Raw genomic sequence first — 14,198 nt, 5'->3', positions numbered from 1 at the left:
GTCGCGGCTCGACCGGCGCGCGCGGCGCGACAACGTGATCGCGGCGTTCGCGGTGACGGACGATCTCACCGGCCGCCACGTGGCGCTCGTCGACGACGTGATGACGTCCGGCGCGACACTCGCGGCCGCCGCGCACGCACTGAAGGCGGCGGGCGCCGCGCGCGTGACGAATCTGGTTGCGCTGCGCACCGCCAGGGATTAATTAGATAGAGAGGCCGGCCGCCCGCACGCGGCGACGGCCGTCACGAACCGGCCGGCAGGGATGGCGTGCACGTTGCTCCGCCCCGGCCGGCCCAGCCAGACCCAACCATGTTCAACGTCATCCTCGTCGCTCCCGAAATTCCGCCGAACACCGGCAACGTGATCCGCCTGTGCGCCAACACCGGCGCGCGCCTGCATCTGATCGAGCCGCTCGGCTTTCCGCTCGACGACGCGAAGATGCGCCGCGCGGGCCTCGACTATCACGAGTACGCGGAAATGCGCGTGCACCGCGACTGGGACGCGTTCGTCGCGGCCGAAGCGCCCGATCCCGCGCGAATGTTCGCGTTCACGACCCGCGGTTCGGGCCGCTTCCACGACCACGCGTTCGTGCCGGGCGACTGGTTCGTGTTCGGCTCGGAAACGCGTGGCCTGCCGGCCGACGTGCTCGAGCGCTTCCCGAACGAACAGCGCGTGCGCCTGCCGATGCGGCCGGGCAATCGCAGCCTGAACCTGTCGAACACGGTGGCGGTGGTCGTGTTCGAGGCGTGGCGCCAGGCCGGCTTCGAAGGCGGCGCCTGACACGCCCGTCCGGCCGGCACGCGCTAGATGCGCGCGAGCCGCGCGCGATACAGGTCGTATATGTCGGATGAAAAACACGCGAACACCACGCGCGTGAGGTTCGGCGCCTGCGGCAGCATTTCGGCGACCGTGCCGACCGCGATGTCGACGGCCTCGTCGGCCGGATAGCGGTATATGCCGCAACTGATCGCCGGGAATGCGATCGATGTCGCCGCAACCTCTTCGGCCAGCTCGATCGCGCGCCGGTAACACGCGGCGAGCAGGTCGGGCTCGCCGCGCCCGCCGCCGTGCCACACCGGGCCGACCGCATGAATCACGTACCGCGCCGGCAGCCCGTGGCCGCGCGTGAGCTTCGCGTCGCCGGTCGCACAGCCGCCAAGCGTGCGGCACTCGGCCAGCAGGCCCGGGCCGGCCGCGCGATGGATCGCGCCGTCGACACCGCCGCCGCCGAGCAGCGAACCGTTCGCGGCGTTGACGATCGCGTCGACGTCGAGCGTCGTGATGTCGACGAGTTGCGCGTCGAGCGTGGTGGAACCGATCCGAAGCATGACACCCTCCCGAAATGCCGGAGACTGTTCAAGCGTAGTGCGCTTTGGCGCCGCCCGCTTTGCGCGAGCGCGCCCGGCCGCAAGAAATCGGCGCGCTTCGTCGGTGTTATTCGGCGCGCGCGTCGCGCCGCAGCAGGCCGCTGACCGCATCGCGTGGTGCCACGCCGTCGAACAGCACGCCGCACACGGCTTCGGTGATCGGCATTTCGATCGATTCCGCGCGCGCGAGTGCGAGCACGGCCTGCGCGCAGCGCACGCCTTCGGCCACGTGGCCGAGCGCACCGAGGATGTCGTTCAGCGAGCGGCCGGCCGCCAGTTGCAGGCCGACCGTGCGATTGCGCGACAGGTCGCCCGTCGCGGTCAGGATCAGGTCGCCGAGGCCCGTGAGGCCCGTGAAGGTTTCCGCGCGGCCGCCGAGCGCGACGCCGAGGCGCGACATTTCCGCGAGGCCGCGCGTGACCAGCGCGGCGCGCGCGTTCAGTCCGAGCCCGAGCCCGTCGGCGATGCCGGTCGCGATCGCCAGCACGTTCTTCACCGCGCCGCCGACCTCGACGCCGACCACGTCGTCACCCGTGTAGATCCGCATCGCGCCGTGATGGAACGCGGCGAGCGTGCGCTCGCGGCATTCGGCGGACGCGCTCGCGACCGTCAGCGCGACGGGCAGCGCAAGCCCGACCTCGCGGGCGAAACTCGGCCCCGACAGCACGCCATTGCTGTGCTGCCCCGGCAGTTCGGCCGCGATCACCTGATGCGGCAGCAGATGCGTATCGGCCTCGAAACCCTTGCAGACCCATACGACATGCGCGGGCACGCAGCCCGCGTCGCGCATTGCACCGAACAGCGTGCGCAGGCCGGCCACCGGCGCGGCGATCACGCACAGCGCATCGTCCGCGGCGCCGTGCGCGAGCGCGGCGCCGAGATCGGCGTCGTAGCGCAGCGCATCGGGCAGCGCGATGCCGTCCAGATAGCGGGAATTTTCGTGCCGGGCCTGCAGCCCGGCGATCAGCGCGGCGTCGCGCGCCCAGAGAAGCGTGTCGTGCCGCGCGGCCAGATGGCCCGCGAGCGCGGTGCCCCAGGCACCGGCGCCGAGAACGGCTACTTTCATACCCAGCACCGGTCCGGAGTGAAACGTCAGTTCAGCGTCGAGCCGTTCGGCGCGCCTGCTGCGCCGGCCTGCTGCTGCTGAAGCTGCGCGAGACGCTGCTCGTACAGCGCCTGGAAGTTGATTTCCGCCAGGTGGATCGGCGGGAAGCCCGCACGCGTGATCGCATCGGCGATGTTCGAGCGCAGGTACGGGAACAGGATCGTCGGGCAAGCGATGCCGACGAGCGGGTCGAGCTGTTCGTCGGGAATGTTGCGAATGTCGAAAATGCCGGCCTGCTTCGCTTCGATCAGGAACGCGACCTTGTCCTTCACCTTCGCGGTGACGGTGCCCGACACGACGACTTCGAACACGCTTTCCGCCAGGCGCTCGGCCTTCACGTCGACTTCGACTTCAACCGACGGCATGTCCTGCTCGAGGAAGATCGCCGGCGAATTCGGCTGCTCGAGCGACATATCCTTCAGGTAGACGCGCTGGATGTTGAAGAACGGTTGATTTTCGACGTCGGACATGGTGTTTCCCTAAAAGTGGTGACGGGGCGGCCCGGCTTCACGCCGGCCGCCTCGGTTGGATCCTGCGCGCCCAAGCCGCGGCGCGGCCGGCGGCCATTCTGCCCTAATCAGGCTGCTTGCAGAAGCGGCAACAGGCCGCCCTCGCGGTCGAGCTTCGACAGATCGTCGTAACCGCCGACGTGCGTGTCGCCGATATAGATCTGCGGCACCGTGCGGCGGCCCGTGCGCGACATCATTTCCTCGCGGCGGGTCGGATCGCGGTCGATCAGCACCTTCTCGATCTGCTCGACGCCGCGCAGCTTCAGCAGGCGCTCGGCCTGAATGCAATACGGACACACCTGGGTGCTGTACATCAAAACCTTGCTCACTTCGCCACTCCTTGTTTGACGACCGGCATCCCGGCCTGCTGCCACGCGGCGACGCCGCCCTCGAGCACGTGCACCTCGGCATAGCCTGCCGCCTGGACCTCGCGCGCCGCCTTCTGCGACTGCTGGCCGTTCTGGCAGACGAGCAGCACGGGGGTGCTCTTGTTTTTCGCGACCTGCGCGATTTTCGCGCCGATCTCGCCGGCGGCGACCTGACGCGCCGACGGCAGGTGACCGGCAGCGAAGTCGGTCGCCGCGCGCAGGTCGATCACGACCGCGTTGCGGCGGTTGATGAGCTGCGTCGCCTCCGCGGCCGACAGGCCGCCGCGGCCGCGACGCAGGGCGGGCCATGCAAGCAGGCCGCCGGAAACCAGCAGGATCGCGATAAGGGCCAGGTTCGTGTAATCGGTAAAGAACTTCACGGAAATCCGCCGGAAAAAGAGAAATCGGAAAAGGACAATCCCGCCATTATAAAATAACCGTCTTGCGCGATGGCGGACCCGGGCCTGGGTACCGCGCGACGCGCCCCGCTTCCCTATCACTACCGACCGCAAGATCCATGTACAAACTCGTTCTCATCCGCCACGGCGAATCGACGTGGAACAAGGAAAACCGCTTCACCGGCTGGGTCGACGTCGACCTGACCGAACAGGGTCGCAACGAGGCCTACCAGGCCGGCGAACTGCTCAAGGAGGCCGGCTACACGTTCGACATCGCGTACACGTCGGTGCTCAAGCGCGCGATCCGCACGCTGTGGCACGTGCAGGACCGGATGGACCTGATGTACCTGCCGGTCGTCCACTCGTGGCGCCTGAACGAGCGCCACTACGGCGCGCTGTCGGGCCTGAACAAGGCGGAAACGGCCGCCAAGTTCGGCGACGACCAGGTGCTCGTGTGGCGCCGCAGCTACGACACGCCGCCGCCCGCGCTCGAGCCGACCGACGAACGCGCGCCGTTCAACGACCCGCGCTACGCGAAGGTGCCGCGCGAGCAGCTGCCGCTCACCGAGTGCCTGAAGGACACGGTCGCGCGCGTGCTGCCGCTGTGGAACGAATCGATCGCGCCGGCCGTCCGCGCGGGCAAGCAGGTGCTGATCGCCGCGCACGGCAACTCGCTGCGCGCGCTGATCAAGTACCTCGACGGCATCTCGGACAGCGACATCGTCGGCCTGAACATCCCGAACGGCGTGCCGCTCGTGTATGAACTCGACGAAGACCTGAAGCCGATCCAGCACTACTACCTGGGCGACCAGGACGCGATCGCGAAGGCGCAGGCCGCCGTCGCGAAGCAGGGCAAGGCGGGCTGACGCCCGTCACGCCGGGCAGGCCGCATCGCACTCGGCCGGTCCGGCCCGCCCCGGCGCGCGGCGCGAACCTTCGCGGCCCCGATGCTGTCGAATCCGCTTTCGAATCCGCCGCGCGTCCGGCGGCGCCCGGCCAGTGCCCGGCCCCCTGGGCCTCGGGACCGCTGCACCTGGACCATTTCCGCAGCGTTCCACTGAGTATTCGGACGAACAGTTATACTTGTCCGCTACATCCCCGCTACCGCCACGCGCTTCCCGACCGCACCAGACTCTCTATGCGAATGAAATTGAAGAACATCGGCCTGATTGCCGCGGGCCTCGCCACGGGCGTGTTCGCCACGCTGCAGGTTTCGGCGTCGGCCGAGCAAACCGCCACGGCGCCGCTTCCCCTCGACCAGCTCCGCCTGTTCGCGGAAGTGTTCGGCCAGATCAAACGCGAGTACGTCGAGCCGGTCGACGACAAGAAGCTGCTGACGGCGGCGATCAAGGGCATGGTGTCGAGCCTCGACCCGCATTCGTCGTTCCTCGACAAGACCGACTATGACGAGCTGCAGGAGCAGACAAAGGGTCGCTTCGCGGGTCTCGGCATCGAGATCTCGCAGGAAGACGGCCTCGTCAAGGTGATCTCGCCGATCGAGGATACCCCCGCGTTCCGCGCCGGCATCCGTCCGGGCGACCTGATCACGCGCATCAACGACAAGCCGGTGCGCGGCATGACGCTCGACAAGGCCGTCAAGCAGATGCGCGGCGAGCCGGGCACCAAGGTCACGCTGACGATCTTCCGCAAGAGCGACGACCGCACGTTCCCGGTCACGGTCACGCGTGCGGTCATCCGCGTGCAGAGCGTGAAGATGAAGCTGCTCGACCCGGGCTACGCGTACATCCGGATCACGAGCTTCCAGGAGCGCACGACGCCCGATCTCGCCGCGAAGCTGCAGGACATCGCACGCCAGCAGCCGAACCTGAAGGGCCTGATCGTCGACCTGCGCAACAACGGCGGCGGCCTGCTGCAGAGCGCGGTCGGCGTCGCCGGCGCGTTCCTGCCGCCCGACTCCGTCGTCGTGTCGACCAACGGCCAGATCCCGGATTCGAAGCAGGTCTACCGCGACACCTACGACAACTACCGCCTGCCGTCCTTCGACGGCGATCCGCTGAAGAACCTGCCGCCGGTCTTCAAGAGCGTGCCGATGATCGTGCTGACGAACGCGTACTCGGCGTCCGCGTCGGAAATCGTCGCCGGCGCGCTGCAGGATTCGAAGCGCGCGCAGATCATGGGCAAGACGACGTTCGGCAAGGGCTCGGTGCAGACGGTTCGTCCGATGACGGCCGACACCGCGCTGCGACTGACGACCGCCTACTACTACACGCCGAGCGGCCGTTCGATCCAGAACAAGGGCATCACGCCCGACGTGCCGGTCGATCAGTACGCGGACGGCGATCCGGACGACGTGCTCGTGACGCGCGAGGTCGACTACACGAACCACCTCGCGAACACGCAGGATCCGAACGAGAAGAAGGAACAGGAAGAGCGCGAGCAGCGCCGGATGGACCAGCTGCGCGTCCTCGAAGAGCAGAACGACAAGAAGACGCCGGAGCAACGCCAGAAGGACCGCGATCGCAAGCCGATCGAGTTCGGCAGCGCCGACGACTTCATGATGCAGCAGGCGCTCAACAAGCTCGAAGGCAAGCCGGTGCAGGAATCGAAGTCGCGCCTCGCCGAGAGCACGACGAAGAACCCGGCCACCAAGGCCGCGACGCCCGCGAAGGCGTCGGGCGCGAAGGCCGCCGCACCGAAGCCCGCGTCGGCACCGCAGTAAGCGCCGGCCGGCATCCGACGGGCCATCGCGGGAAGACCGCGATGGCCCGTTTTTCATGCGCGCCTAAAATAACGCTACGTCCGCCGCCTCGCTCACGACTTCCCATGAACGACGATCAACTCCTTCGCTACTCCCGCCACATCCTCGTCGACGAAATCGGCATCGAGGCGCAGCAGCGCTTCCTCGACGCGCATGCGCTCGTCGTCGGCGCGGGCGGTCTCGGCTCGCCGGCCGCGATGTATCTGGCTGCCTCCGGAGTCGGCACGATCACGCTGGTCGATGCCGACACGGTCGACCTCACGAACCTGCAGCGCCAGATCCTGCACGTGACGGCCTCGGTCGGCCGCAGCAAGGTCGAATCGGGACGCGAAACGCTCGCGCGGCTGAACCCGGAAGTGACCGTGCATGCGGTCGCGGCGCGCGTCGACGATGCGTGGCTCGACGAACACGTGCCGCAGGCGAGCGTCGTGCTCGACTGCACCGACAACTTCGCGACGCGCCATGCGATCAACCGCGCGTGCGTCGCGCACGGCGTGCCGCTCGTGTCGGGCGCCGCGCTGCGCTTCGACGGCCAGATCAGCACGTTCGACTTCCGCGACCCGGCCGCGCCCTGCTACGCGTGCGTGTTTCCGGAAGACCAGCCGTTCGAGGAAGTCGCGTGCGCGACGATGGGCGTGTTCGCGCCGACGGTCGGGATCATCGGCGCGATGCAGGCCGCCGAAGCGCTGCGCGTGATCGGCGCGATCGGCACGACGCTCAACGGCCGGCTGATGATGCTCGATTCGCTGCGGATGGAATGGACCACGATGAAGATCGCGCGCCAGGCCGACTGCCCCGTGTGCCAGGGCCGGCACTGACGCGCGCGATGCATGCGCCGAGCGGCGCATGCGTGAGGTTTCCCTACTTTCGCGGCGGGTTCACGGCGCGTCCCGCGTCGCCTAGGCGGCCGCGTCGTCCGCGCGCGGTTCGGCGACCGACAGGCGCTTGAGCGCCGCCTGCACTTCCTCGGGCTCGAACGAGGCCAGCACGTCGGCCGTCGGCTTCTCGAGCGCCTTCAGGTGCGCGCGCAGGATCTCCTGCTTCACGACCAGCAACTGGCTCGGGTGCATCGAGAACTCGGTGAGCCCCATCCCGAGCAACAGGCGCGTGAGCGCCGGATCGCCCGCCATTTCCCCGCACACCGACACCGATACGCCCGCGCGCTTCGCTTCGCGCAGCGTATAGGCGATCAGGTGCAGCACCGCCGGATGCAGCGGGTCGTACAGGTGCGCGACCGCGTTGTCCGCACGGTCGATCGCGAGCGTGTACTGGATCAGGTCGTTTGTGCCGATCGACAGGAAGTCGAAGCGCTTCAGGAACAGCGGCAGCGCGATCGCCGCGGCCGGGATCTCGATCATCGCGCCGAGGCGCACGTTCGGGTCGTACGCGAGCCCCGCGTCGTCGAGCTGGCGCTTCGCCTCGCGGATCAGGTCGAGCGTCTGGTCGATCTCCTGCGCGTGCGCGAGCATCGGGATCAGGATCTTCACCTGCCCGAACGCGGACGCGCGCAGGATCGCGCGCAGCTGCGTGAGGAACATCTGCGGCTCGGACAGGCTCCAGCGGATCGCACGCAGGCCGAGCGCGGGGTTCGGCGCCGTCTCATAGCCTTCGTCGAGCGCCTCGAGCGGCTTGTCCGCGCCGACGTCGATCGTGCGGATCGTCACCGGCATGCCCTTCATCCACTCGACCGCACGCTTGTACGCGGCGAACTGCTCCTCCTCTTCCGGCATCTCCTTCTGATGCATGAACAGGAACTCGGAGCGGAACAGCCCGACGCCGACCGCGCCGGCCTCGACCGCGGCCTTCGCGTCGTCGGGCAGCTCGATGTTCGCGTACAGCTCGATCTTGGTGCCGCACATGGTTTGCGTCGGCGAGAACTTCAGGCGCTGCAGCTTGCGCTGCTCGAGCAGCTTCTCGGACTGGCGGTACGAATATTCCTCGAGGACGATCGGCGCGGGATCGACGATCACGATCCCCTGGTCGCCGTCGACGATGATCAGGTCGTCCTGGCGGATCAGCGCACTCGCATGCTGGACGCCGACCGCGGCCGGAATGCCTAGGCTGCGCGCGACGATCGCCGTGTGCGACGTGCGGCCGCCGAGATCGGTGACGAACGCCTGGAACGACTGCGACTTGAACTGCATCATGTCGGCCGGCGCGATGTCGTGCGCGACGACGATCATCTCGTTCTGGCCGCGCGCGGCCGCGCGATCGAGCGCCTGCGACGCGGACGGCGCGCCGGCGAGCGCCTTCAGCACGCGCTCGACCACCTGTTCGATGTCGGCCTTGCGCTCGCGCAGGTATTCATCCTCGATGTCGTCGAAGTGGCGCGTGAGCAGCTCGAGCTGCTCGGTCAGCGCCCATTCGACGTTGTAGCGGCGCGTGCGGACCAGATCGATGGTTTCCTGCACGAGCATCGCGTCGCTCAGGATCATCGCGTGCACGTCGATGAACGCGCCCACTTCGCTCGGGGTGTCGTCGGTCAGGTCGGCGCGCAGCGCCTCGAGTTCGCGATGCACGACCTCGCGCGCCGTGTGAAAACGCTCGACCTCGGCGTCGATCTGGTTCGCCTCGATCAGGTAATGGACGACGTCGAGCGCCGCCGGCGCGATCAGATACGCTCGCCCGATCGCGATACCACGTGAGACGGGAATGCCATGCAGCGTGAAGGACACGCGCACCTCCTCTATACATGTAAAGCCGCGGCACACTGCTGCGATGCGCTTATGACCCCGGTTAGCGATTATAAATTCCGTACCTCCGTGCTGACTGCATGCACCGCAGCATTGTGCTTTCCGCACCAATGCTCCGGACGAAAAAAAAGCCGCGGAAAACGCGGCATTCTGCTCCGATACGGCAACGATCCCGCGCGGGGATCACTGACCTTCGCCGAATTTGTCCGCGATCAGCTTGAGCAGCGCGTCCATCGCTTCGCGCTCGTCGGGACCTTCGGTCTCGATCGTCACCGAGCTGCCGATGCCCGCCGCGAGCATCATCACGCCCATGATGCTTTTCGCGTTGATCTTGCGCCCATTGCGCGTCATCCAGACTTCCGACTGGAAGTTGCCGGCCAGTTGCGTAAGCTTGGCCGATGCGCGTGCATGGAGCCCCAATTTGTTGACGATGGTGGTTTCTTGTTGAAGCATGATTCTCGGTCGGGTCGGTCGAGGCCGCCGGCGACGTGCGTCGGCGGATCGGTCTAAAACGGAAAAAGGGCGATCAGTGCGATTCGGTGCGCGGTTGCGGCTCGGGCGGAATCGGCGCGCACTGGCCGCAGCCGGCTTCGGTCGGCGGCGGCGGCGTGCCGGCCGCCACTTCATGGACGCCCTTCGCGCCGCCGGACAGCGCCTTGTCGACGAGCTTGTCGAGCGGCACGGTCCGGTAGCAGACGGCCCGCACCAGCATCGGCAGGTTCACGCCCGCCAGCACGCGCACGTTGTCGAGCTTCGCGAGCTGGCCCGCGATGTTCGCGGGCGTCGCGCCGTACATGTCGGTCAGCACGACGACGCCGTTCTCTTCCCTGAGCCGCGCGAGCTCCGCATGCGCGAACGCCATCACCTGGGTGGGGTCGCTGTCCGCCAGCACGTCGATACAGCCGATGCGCGCGGGCACGCCGCCGTAGATGTGCGCGATGCAGTCCCGCAACGCGGTGGCGAGCGGCGCGTGCGCGATGATCAGAATCCCGGCCATGTCAGACCGCCTCCGGCCGCCCCTGGCGGGCCGACGCCTCGCGGCGGCGCCACGAGCATAGCGAGTGTGGGAATCGTTTCATGTTCAGCCTTGCAACGGTTTCGGCCCGACCGCCGGGCCTTCGGCGCGCTGGTCGCGGCACCGGGCAAGCGGGCATTGTAGCAGGCCGGTCGAACCGCTCCGGCGACGGGGGGCCTGCGCGGCCGCCGCCGGAATTGCGCGCGAAGCGGGCTACGCGGCCGCCCGCTCCAGCGCGTCGATGAACATCGCGGCGACGTCGAAACCCGTCTGCTCCATGATTTCGCGGAAGCACGTCGGGCTCGTCACGTTCACCTCGGTCAACCAGTCGCCGATCGCGTCGAGCCCGACCAGCAGCAGCCCGCGCGCGGCGAGCACCGGCCCGAGCGTCTCGGCGATCTCGCGGTCGCGCGGCGTCAGCGGCTGCGCGACACCCAGCCCGCCCGCGGCGAGATTGCCGCGCACCTCGCTGCCCTGCGGGATCCGCGCGAGCGAATACGGCACCGGCTCGCCCGCGATCAGCAGGATGCGCTTGTCGCCGGCCGTGATCTCGGGGATGAACTTCTGAATCATCAGTGAGCGCGTGCCGTCATGACCGAGCATCTCGATGATTGCGCCGAGATTCATCCCGTCGGCCTTCACGCGGAACACACCCATCCCGCCCATCCCGTCGAGCGGCTTCACGATCACGTCGCCGTGCGCGGCGTGGAACGCACGCAAGCGCGCGGGGTCGCGCGTGACGAGCGTCGGCGCGACGAACTGCGGAAACTCGCCGATCGCGAGCTTCTCCGAGTGATCGCGGATCGACTGAGGTTTGTTGAACACGCGTGCGCCTGCACGCTCGGCCAGCTCGAGCATCCAGGTCGCCGTCACGTACTCCATGTCGAACGGCGGATCCTTGCGCATCAGCACCGCGCCGAACGACGTCATCTGACGCGATTCATGGGCGGCCGCCTCGTACCACGGATGGCGATGCAGGTCGGTCGTGTCGCCGACGATCGTCACGCGCTGCACGTCCGCCTCGACGCCCGAGCCCGTCCACGCGAGCTGGTGCGGCTGGCATGTGTACACCGCATGCCCGCGCCGCGCGGCCTCCGCCATCATCGCGTAGGTCGAATCCTTGTAGATCTTGAAGCGCTCGAGCGGGTCGGCGATAAAGAGAATGTCCATGCGGGTCCTGTACGTAGCGAAGCCGTTACACCTGGATGGCTTCGGGATCGGTCTTTTCCAGTTCGATCGACGACGCGATCAGCGACAGGCGCGCGACGACGCCGTACATGTAGAAGCGGTTCGGCGGTGCGGCGCCCGGCTTGGCGCCGGCATCCGGCAGCGCGGTGTGCTCGAAGCCGAGCGGCACGTAGTGCATGCCCGGCGCGTTCAGGTTCTGGTCGCGCTCGCGGCCACCGTGCGTGCGGTAGAAGCCGCCCACCACGTAGCGGTCGATCATGTACACGACCGGCTCCGCGACTTCGTCGCCGACGCGCTCGAACGTATAGACGCCTTCCTGCACGATCACGTCGCGCACCGCGAGGCCGGCCTTCGACTCGGCCATCTGCGTGCGCTCGGCCTTCGACATGCGGCCGATCTCGGCCGCATCGTGCACGGTCATCACGCCGCGCCCGGCGGTGCCCGCGTCGGCCTTCACGACGACGTACGGCTTTTCGCTGATTCCGTATTCGCGGTACTTGCGCGCGATCTTCTTCAGCACGCCGTCGATCGCATCGGCGAGCGCCTGCTCGCCTTCATGCGCCTGCCAGTCGACGCCTTCGACATGCGCGAAATACGGATTCACCATCCACGGATCGACGCCGACCATCTTTGCGAACTTCTTCGCGACGTCGTCGTAGCACGAAAAGTGCGTCGACTTGCGGCGCACGGCCCAGCCCGCGTGCAGCGGCGGCAGCAGGTACTGCTCGTGCAGGTTTTCCAGCACGGCGGGAATCCCGGCCGACAGGTCGTTGTTCAGCAGGATCGAGCACGGATCGAAATTCTTCAGGCCGAGGCGGCGCTGCGAACGCTCGAGCGGTTCGAGCACGATCTTCTGGCCGTCGGCCAGTGTGATCGGCGTCATGTCGGTGATGCTCGGATCGAGCGAGCCGAAGCGCACGTTCAGGCCGGCCTGGCGCATGATCGTCGCGAGCCGCGCGACGTTTTCCAGGTAGAACGCGTTGCGGGTCGGCAGCTCGGGAATCACGAGCAGGTTCTTCGCGTCCGGGCAGATCTTCTCGATTGCGGCCATCGCGGCCTGGACGGCGAGCGGCAGCACTTCGGATGGCAGATTATTGAATGCGCCGGGGAACAGGTTCGCGTCGACGGGCGCCAGCTTGAAGCCGGCGTTACGCAGGTCCACCGAACAATAGAACGGCGGGGTGTGTTCCTGCCATTCGAGCCTGAACCAGCGTTCGATCGCAGGCGTCGCGTCGAGGATCTTCTGCTCGAGTTCGAGCAGCGGACCGTTCAACGCGGTAACGAGGTGGGGAACCATGAATCACTCGCGAGCGGGAGAATGAAGATTGTAGAGCAATTGCTTTGCCCATTTGGGGATTGTTCCCGGCTTCACAAGGATTTGGAGGAAGTTTTCGGCTATTGACCCGATAGGTCGAAGGGTTATGCGCTGCGGCGGCACGAGGCAGGAGAAAAAAACGCCCGCCGGGTGGCGGGCCGAAATCGCTGCGCTCATTCGTGGCGGGCGCCGTCTGCGCGGCGGCCCGCCGTCATCCGTACGACTTATTCGACGTGCTCGCCGTGCAGCACCACGTCGAGACCTTCGCGCTCTTCCTCTTCGCTCACGCGCAGGCCGATCGTCAGGTCGATCAGCTTCAGCAGCACGAAGCTCAGCACGCCGCTGTACACCAGCGTGATCAGCACGCCCTTCGCCTGCAGCAGCAGGCTGCCGTCGAAACCGCCGATGTCCTTGACCGCGAACACGCCGGTCAGCAGTGCGCCGAGCACCCCGCCCACGCCGTGCACGCCGAACGCGTCGAGCGAATCGTCGTAGCCGAGCTTCGACTTGAGCCACGTCGCCGACCAGTAGCACACGACGCCTGCCGCGATGCCGATCACGAGCGCACCCGGCACACCGACGAAGCCGGCCGCCGGCGTGATCGCGACGAGACCCGCGACCGCACCCGACACGATGCCGAGCACCGACGGCTTGCCGTGCGTGAGCCACTCGGCGAACATCCAGCCGAGCGCCGCGCAGGCCGTCGCGATTTGCGTCGTCAGCATCGCGAAGCCGGCACGGCCGTCGGCCGCGACCGCGGAACCCGCGTTGAAGCCGAACCAGCCGACCCACAGCATCGAGCCGCCGATCATCGTCAGCACGAGGTTGTGCGGCGCCATCGATTCACGGCCGAAGCCGACGCGCTTGCCGAGCATCAGGCACGACACGAGGCCCGCGATACCGGCGTTGATGTGCACCACCGTGCCGCCCGCGAAGTCGAGCACGCCGTCCGCCGACAGCCAGCCGGTCGGCTCCCACACCATGTGCGCGATGGGCACGTAGACGATCAGCGACCAGAGCGTCATGAACACGAGCATCGCCGAGAACTTCATCCGGTCGGCGAACGCGCCGCAGATCAGCGCCGGCGTGATGATCGCGAACGTCATCTGGTAGACGAAGTAGACCGATTCCGGAATCGTCGTCGCCAGGTGGCTGACGGTCAGCGTGGTCGCCTTGTCGCCCTTCACGTAGGTCATCCCGTGCAGGAACACGCGCGACAGGCCGCCGATGAAGCCGTTGCCCGGCGTGAACGCGAGGCTGTAGCCGACCACCGTCCACAGCACCGTGATCAGCGCGGTGATCGCGAAGCTCTGCATCACGGTCGCGAGCACGTTCTTCTTGCGGACCATGCCCGCGTAGAACAGCGCGAGGCCGGGGATCGTCATGAACAGCACGAGCGCGGTGGACGTCAGCATCCACGCGGTGTCGCCGGCGCTGATCTTCGACGAATCGACGGAGAACGGCGCGGTCGGCGCGGCGGGTGCGGCCGGCGCGGACGCAGCCGCGGCAGCCGATGCGTCA

Annotated in this window: 16 protein-coding genes; 5 read left to right on the top strand and 11 right to left on the bottom strand. The window is 67.5% G+C overall.

Going from position 1 to position 14,198, the window contains the following annotated elements:
* A partial coding sequence (locus F3J14_RS28545) for a phosphoribosyltransferase family protein (RefSeq protein WP_282100755.1) occupies positions 1-202 on the top strand: 202 nt, incomplete at its 5' end.
* Positions 203-309: 107 nt separating this feature from the next.
* Positions 310-780, top strand: a complete 471-nt coding sequence (gene trmL / locus F3J14_RS28540; RefSeq protein ID WP_006752065.1) for a tRNA (uridine(34)/cytosine(34)/5-carboxymethylaminomethyluridine(34)-2'-O)-methyltransferase TrmL — start codon at positions 310-312, stop codon at positions 778-780.
* Positions 781-803: 23 nt separating this feature from the next.
* On the opposite strand, the gene F3J14_RS28535 is transcribed toward trmL, so the two are convergent.
* The 5 genes from F3J14_RS28535 to F3J14_RS28515 all read right to left on the bottom strand — a co-directional run bounded on the left by F3J14_RS28535 (position 804) and on the right by F3J14_RS28515 (position 3,729).
* A complete protein-coding gene (locus F3J14_RS28535; protein WP_166725799.1) occupies positions 804-1,328 on the bottom strand; it encodes an O-acetyl-ADP-ribose deacetylase in 525 nt (174 codons plus the stop codon).
* Between the two features lie 106 nt (positions 1,329-1,434).
* Complete coding sequence (locus F3J14_RS28530; protein ID WP_166725798.1) at positions 1,435-2,433, bottom strand: NAD(P)H-dependent glycerol-3-phosphate dehydrogenase; 999 nt, start codon at positions 2,431-2,433, stop codon at positions 1,435-1,437.
* Between the two features lie 26 nt (positions 2,434-2,459).
* Positions 2,460-2,942 carry a protein-export chaperone SecB gene (gene secB, locus F3J14_RS28525; RefSeq protein WP_017334323.1) on the bottom strand — a complete coding sequence of 161 codons (483 nt, stop codon included), beginning with the start codon at positions 2,940-2,942 and terminating at the stop codon, positions 2,460-2,462.
* Between the two features lie 107 nt (positions 2,943-3,049).
* A complete protein-coding gene (grxC, locus tag F3J14_RS28520; protein ID WP_057926482.1) occupies positions 3,050-3,310 on the bottom strand; it encodes a glutaredoxin 3 in 261 nt (86 codons plus the stop codon).
* Entirely contained in the window at positions 3,307-3,729 is a 423-nt protein-coding gene (locus F3J14_RS28515; RefSeq protein WP_166725797.1) for a rhodanese-like domain-containing protein, read from the bottom strand. The genes grxC and F3J14_RS28515 overlap by 4 nt, the downstream gene beginning before the upstream one ends.
* 137 nt (positions 3,730-3,866) lie before the next feature.
* Between F3J14_RS28515 and gpmA the strand changes: the two genes are divergently transcribed.
* The 3 genes from gpmA (at position 3,867) to F3J14_RS28500 (ending at position 7,284) form a co-directional block, all read left to right on the top strand.
* Positions 3,867-4,613 (top strand): 2,3-diphosphoglycerate-dependent phosphoglycerate mutase, encoded by a 747-nt coding sequence (gene gpmA / locus F3J14_RS28510; RefSeq protein WP_166725796.1) that lies wholly within the window; start codon positions 3,867-3,869, stop codon positions 4,611-4,613.
* 272 nt (positions 4,614-4,885) lie between these two features.
* The gene (locus F3J14_RS28505; RefSeq protein WP_166725795.1) at positions 4,886-6,427 is read left to right on the top strand and encodes a S41 family peptidase; all 1,542 of its coding nucleotides are present in this window, start codon (positions 4,886-4,888) and stop codon (positions 6,425-6,427) included.
* A gap of 104 nt (positions 6,428-6,531) precedes the next feature.
* Positions 6,532-7,284: a HesA/MoeB/ThiF family protein gene (locus F3J14_RS28500; protein WP_166725794.1), complete on the top strand. Its 753-nt coding sequence runs from the start codon at positions 6,532-6,534 to the stop codon at positions 7,282-7,284.
* Between the two features lie 81 nt (positions 7,285-7,365).
* Here the strand turns inward: F3J14_RS28500 and ptsP are convergent, their stop codons facing one another.
* The 6 genes from ptsP to F3J14_RS28470 all read right to left on the bottom strand — a co-directional run.
* The gene (gene ptsP / locus F3J14_RS28495) at positions 7,366-9,141 is read right to left on the bottom strand and encodes a phosphoenolpyruvate--protein phosphotransferase (protein WP_166725793.1); all 1,776 of its coding nucleotides are present in this window, start codon (positions 9,139-9,141) and stop codon (positions 7,366-7,368) included.
* Positions 9,142-9,342: 201 nt separating this feature from the next.
* Positions 9,343-9,612 carry an HPr family phosphocarrier protein gene (locus F3J14_RS28490; RefSeq protein WP_006752075.1) on the bottom strand — a complete coding sequence of 90 codons (270 nt, stop codon included), beginning with the start codon at positions 9,610-9,612 and terminating at the stop codon, positions 9,343-9,345.
* A 73-nt stretch (positions 9,613-9,685) separates the two neighbouring features.
* Entirely contained in the window at positions 9,686-10,156 is a 471-nt protein-coding gene (locus F3J14_RS28485) for a PTS fructose transporter subunit IIA (RefSeq protein WP_006752076.1), read from the bottom strand.
* 231 nt (positions 10,157-10,387) lie between these two features.
* Entirely contained in the window at positions 10,388-11,344 is a 957-nt protein-coding gene (gshB, locus tag F3J14_RS28480) for a glutathione synthase (protein WP_166725792.1), read from the bottom strand.
* A gap of 25 nt (positions 11,345-11,369) precedes the next feature.
* Complete coding sequence (gene gshA / locus F3J14_RS28475; protein WP_006752078.1) at positions 11,370-12,659, bottom strand: glutamate--cysteine ligase; 1,290 nt, start codon at positions 12,657-12,659, stop codon at positions 11,370-11,372.
* A gap of 242 nt (positions 12,660-12,901) precedes the next feature.
* On the bottom strand, positions 12,902-14,198 hold a 1,297-nt coding region (locus F3J14_RS28470; protein ID WP_166725791.1), incomplete at its 5' end, for an ammonium transporter.

The sequence above is a fragment of the Burkholderia sp. Tr-862 genome (assembly GCF_011753085.1).
GTDB lineage: Bacteria > Pseudomonadota > Gammaproteobacteria > Burkholderiales > Burkholderiaceae > Burkholderia > Burkholderia ambifaria.
The sequence above is the reverse complement of the archived record's forward strand: the minus strand, read 5'-3'. Positions and strand labels throughout refer to the sequence as shown.

Coding starts and splice junctions, on each gene's coding strand:
- trmL (WP_006752065.1), top strand. CDS start 310: ATGTTCAACGTCATCCTCGTCGCTCCCGAAATTCCGCCGAACACCGGC.
- F3J14_RS28535 (WP_166725799.1), bottom strand. CDS start 1,328: ATGCTTCGGATCGGTTCCACCACGCTCGACGCGCAACTCGTCGACATC.
- F3J14_RS28530 (WP_166725798.1), bottom strand. CDS start 2,433: ATGAAAGTAGCCGTTCTCGGCGCCGGTGCCTGGGGCACCGCGCTCGCG.
- secB (WP_017334323.1), bottom strand. CDS start 2,942: ATGTCCGACGTCGAAAATCAACCGTTCTTCAACATCCAGCGCGTCTAC.
- gpmA (WP_166725796.1), top strand. CDS start 3,867: ATGTACAAACTCGTTCTCATCCGCCACGGCGAATCGACGTGGAACAAG.
- F3J14_RS28505 (WP_166725795.1), top strand. CDS start 4,886: ATGCGAATGAAATTGAAGAACATCGGCCTGATTGCCGCGGGCCTCGCC.
- F3J14_RS28500 (WP_166725794.1), top strand. CDS start 6,532: ATGAACGACGATCAACTCCTTCGCTACTCCCGCCACATCCTCGTCGAC.
- F3J14_RS28490 (WP_006752075.1), bottom strand. CDS start 9,612: ATGCTTCAACAAGAAACCACCATCGTCAACAAATTGGGGCTCCATGCA.
- F3J14_RS28485 (WP_006752076.1), bottom strand. CDS start 10,156: ATGGCCGGGATTCTGATCATCGCGCACGCGCCGCTCGCCACCGCGTTG.
- gshB (WP_166725792.1), bottom strand. CDS start 11,344: ATGGACATTCTCTTTATCGCCGACCCGCTCGAGCGCTTCAAGATCTAC.
- gshA (WP_006752078.1), bottom strand. CDS start 12,659: ATGGTTCCCCACCTCGTTACCGCGTTGAACGGTCCGCTGCTCGAACTC.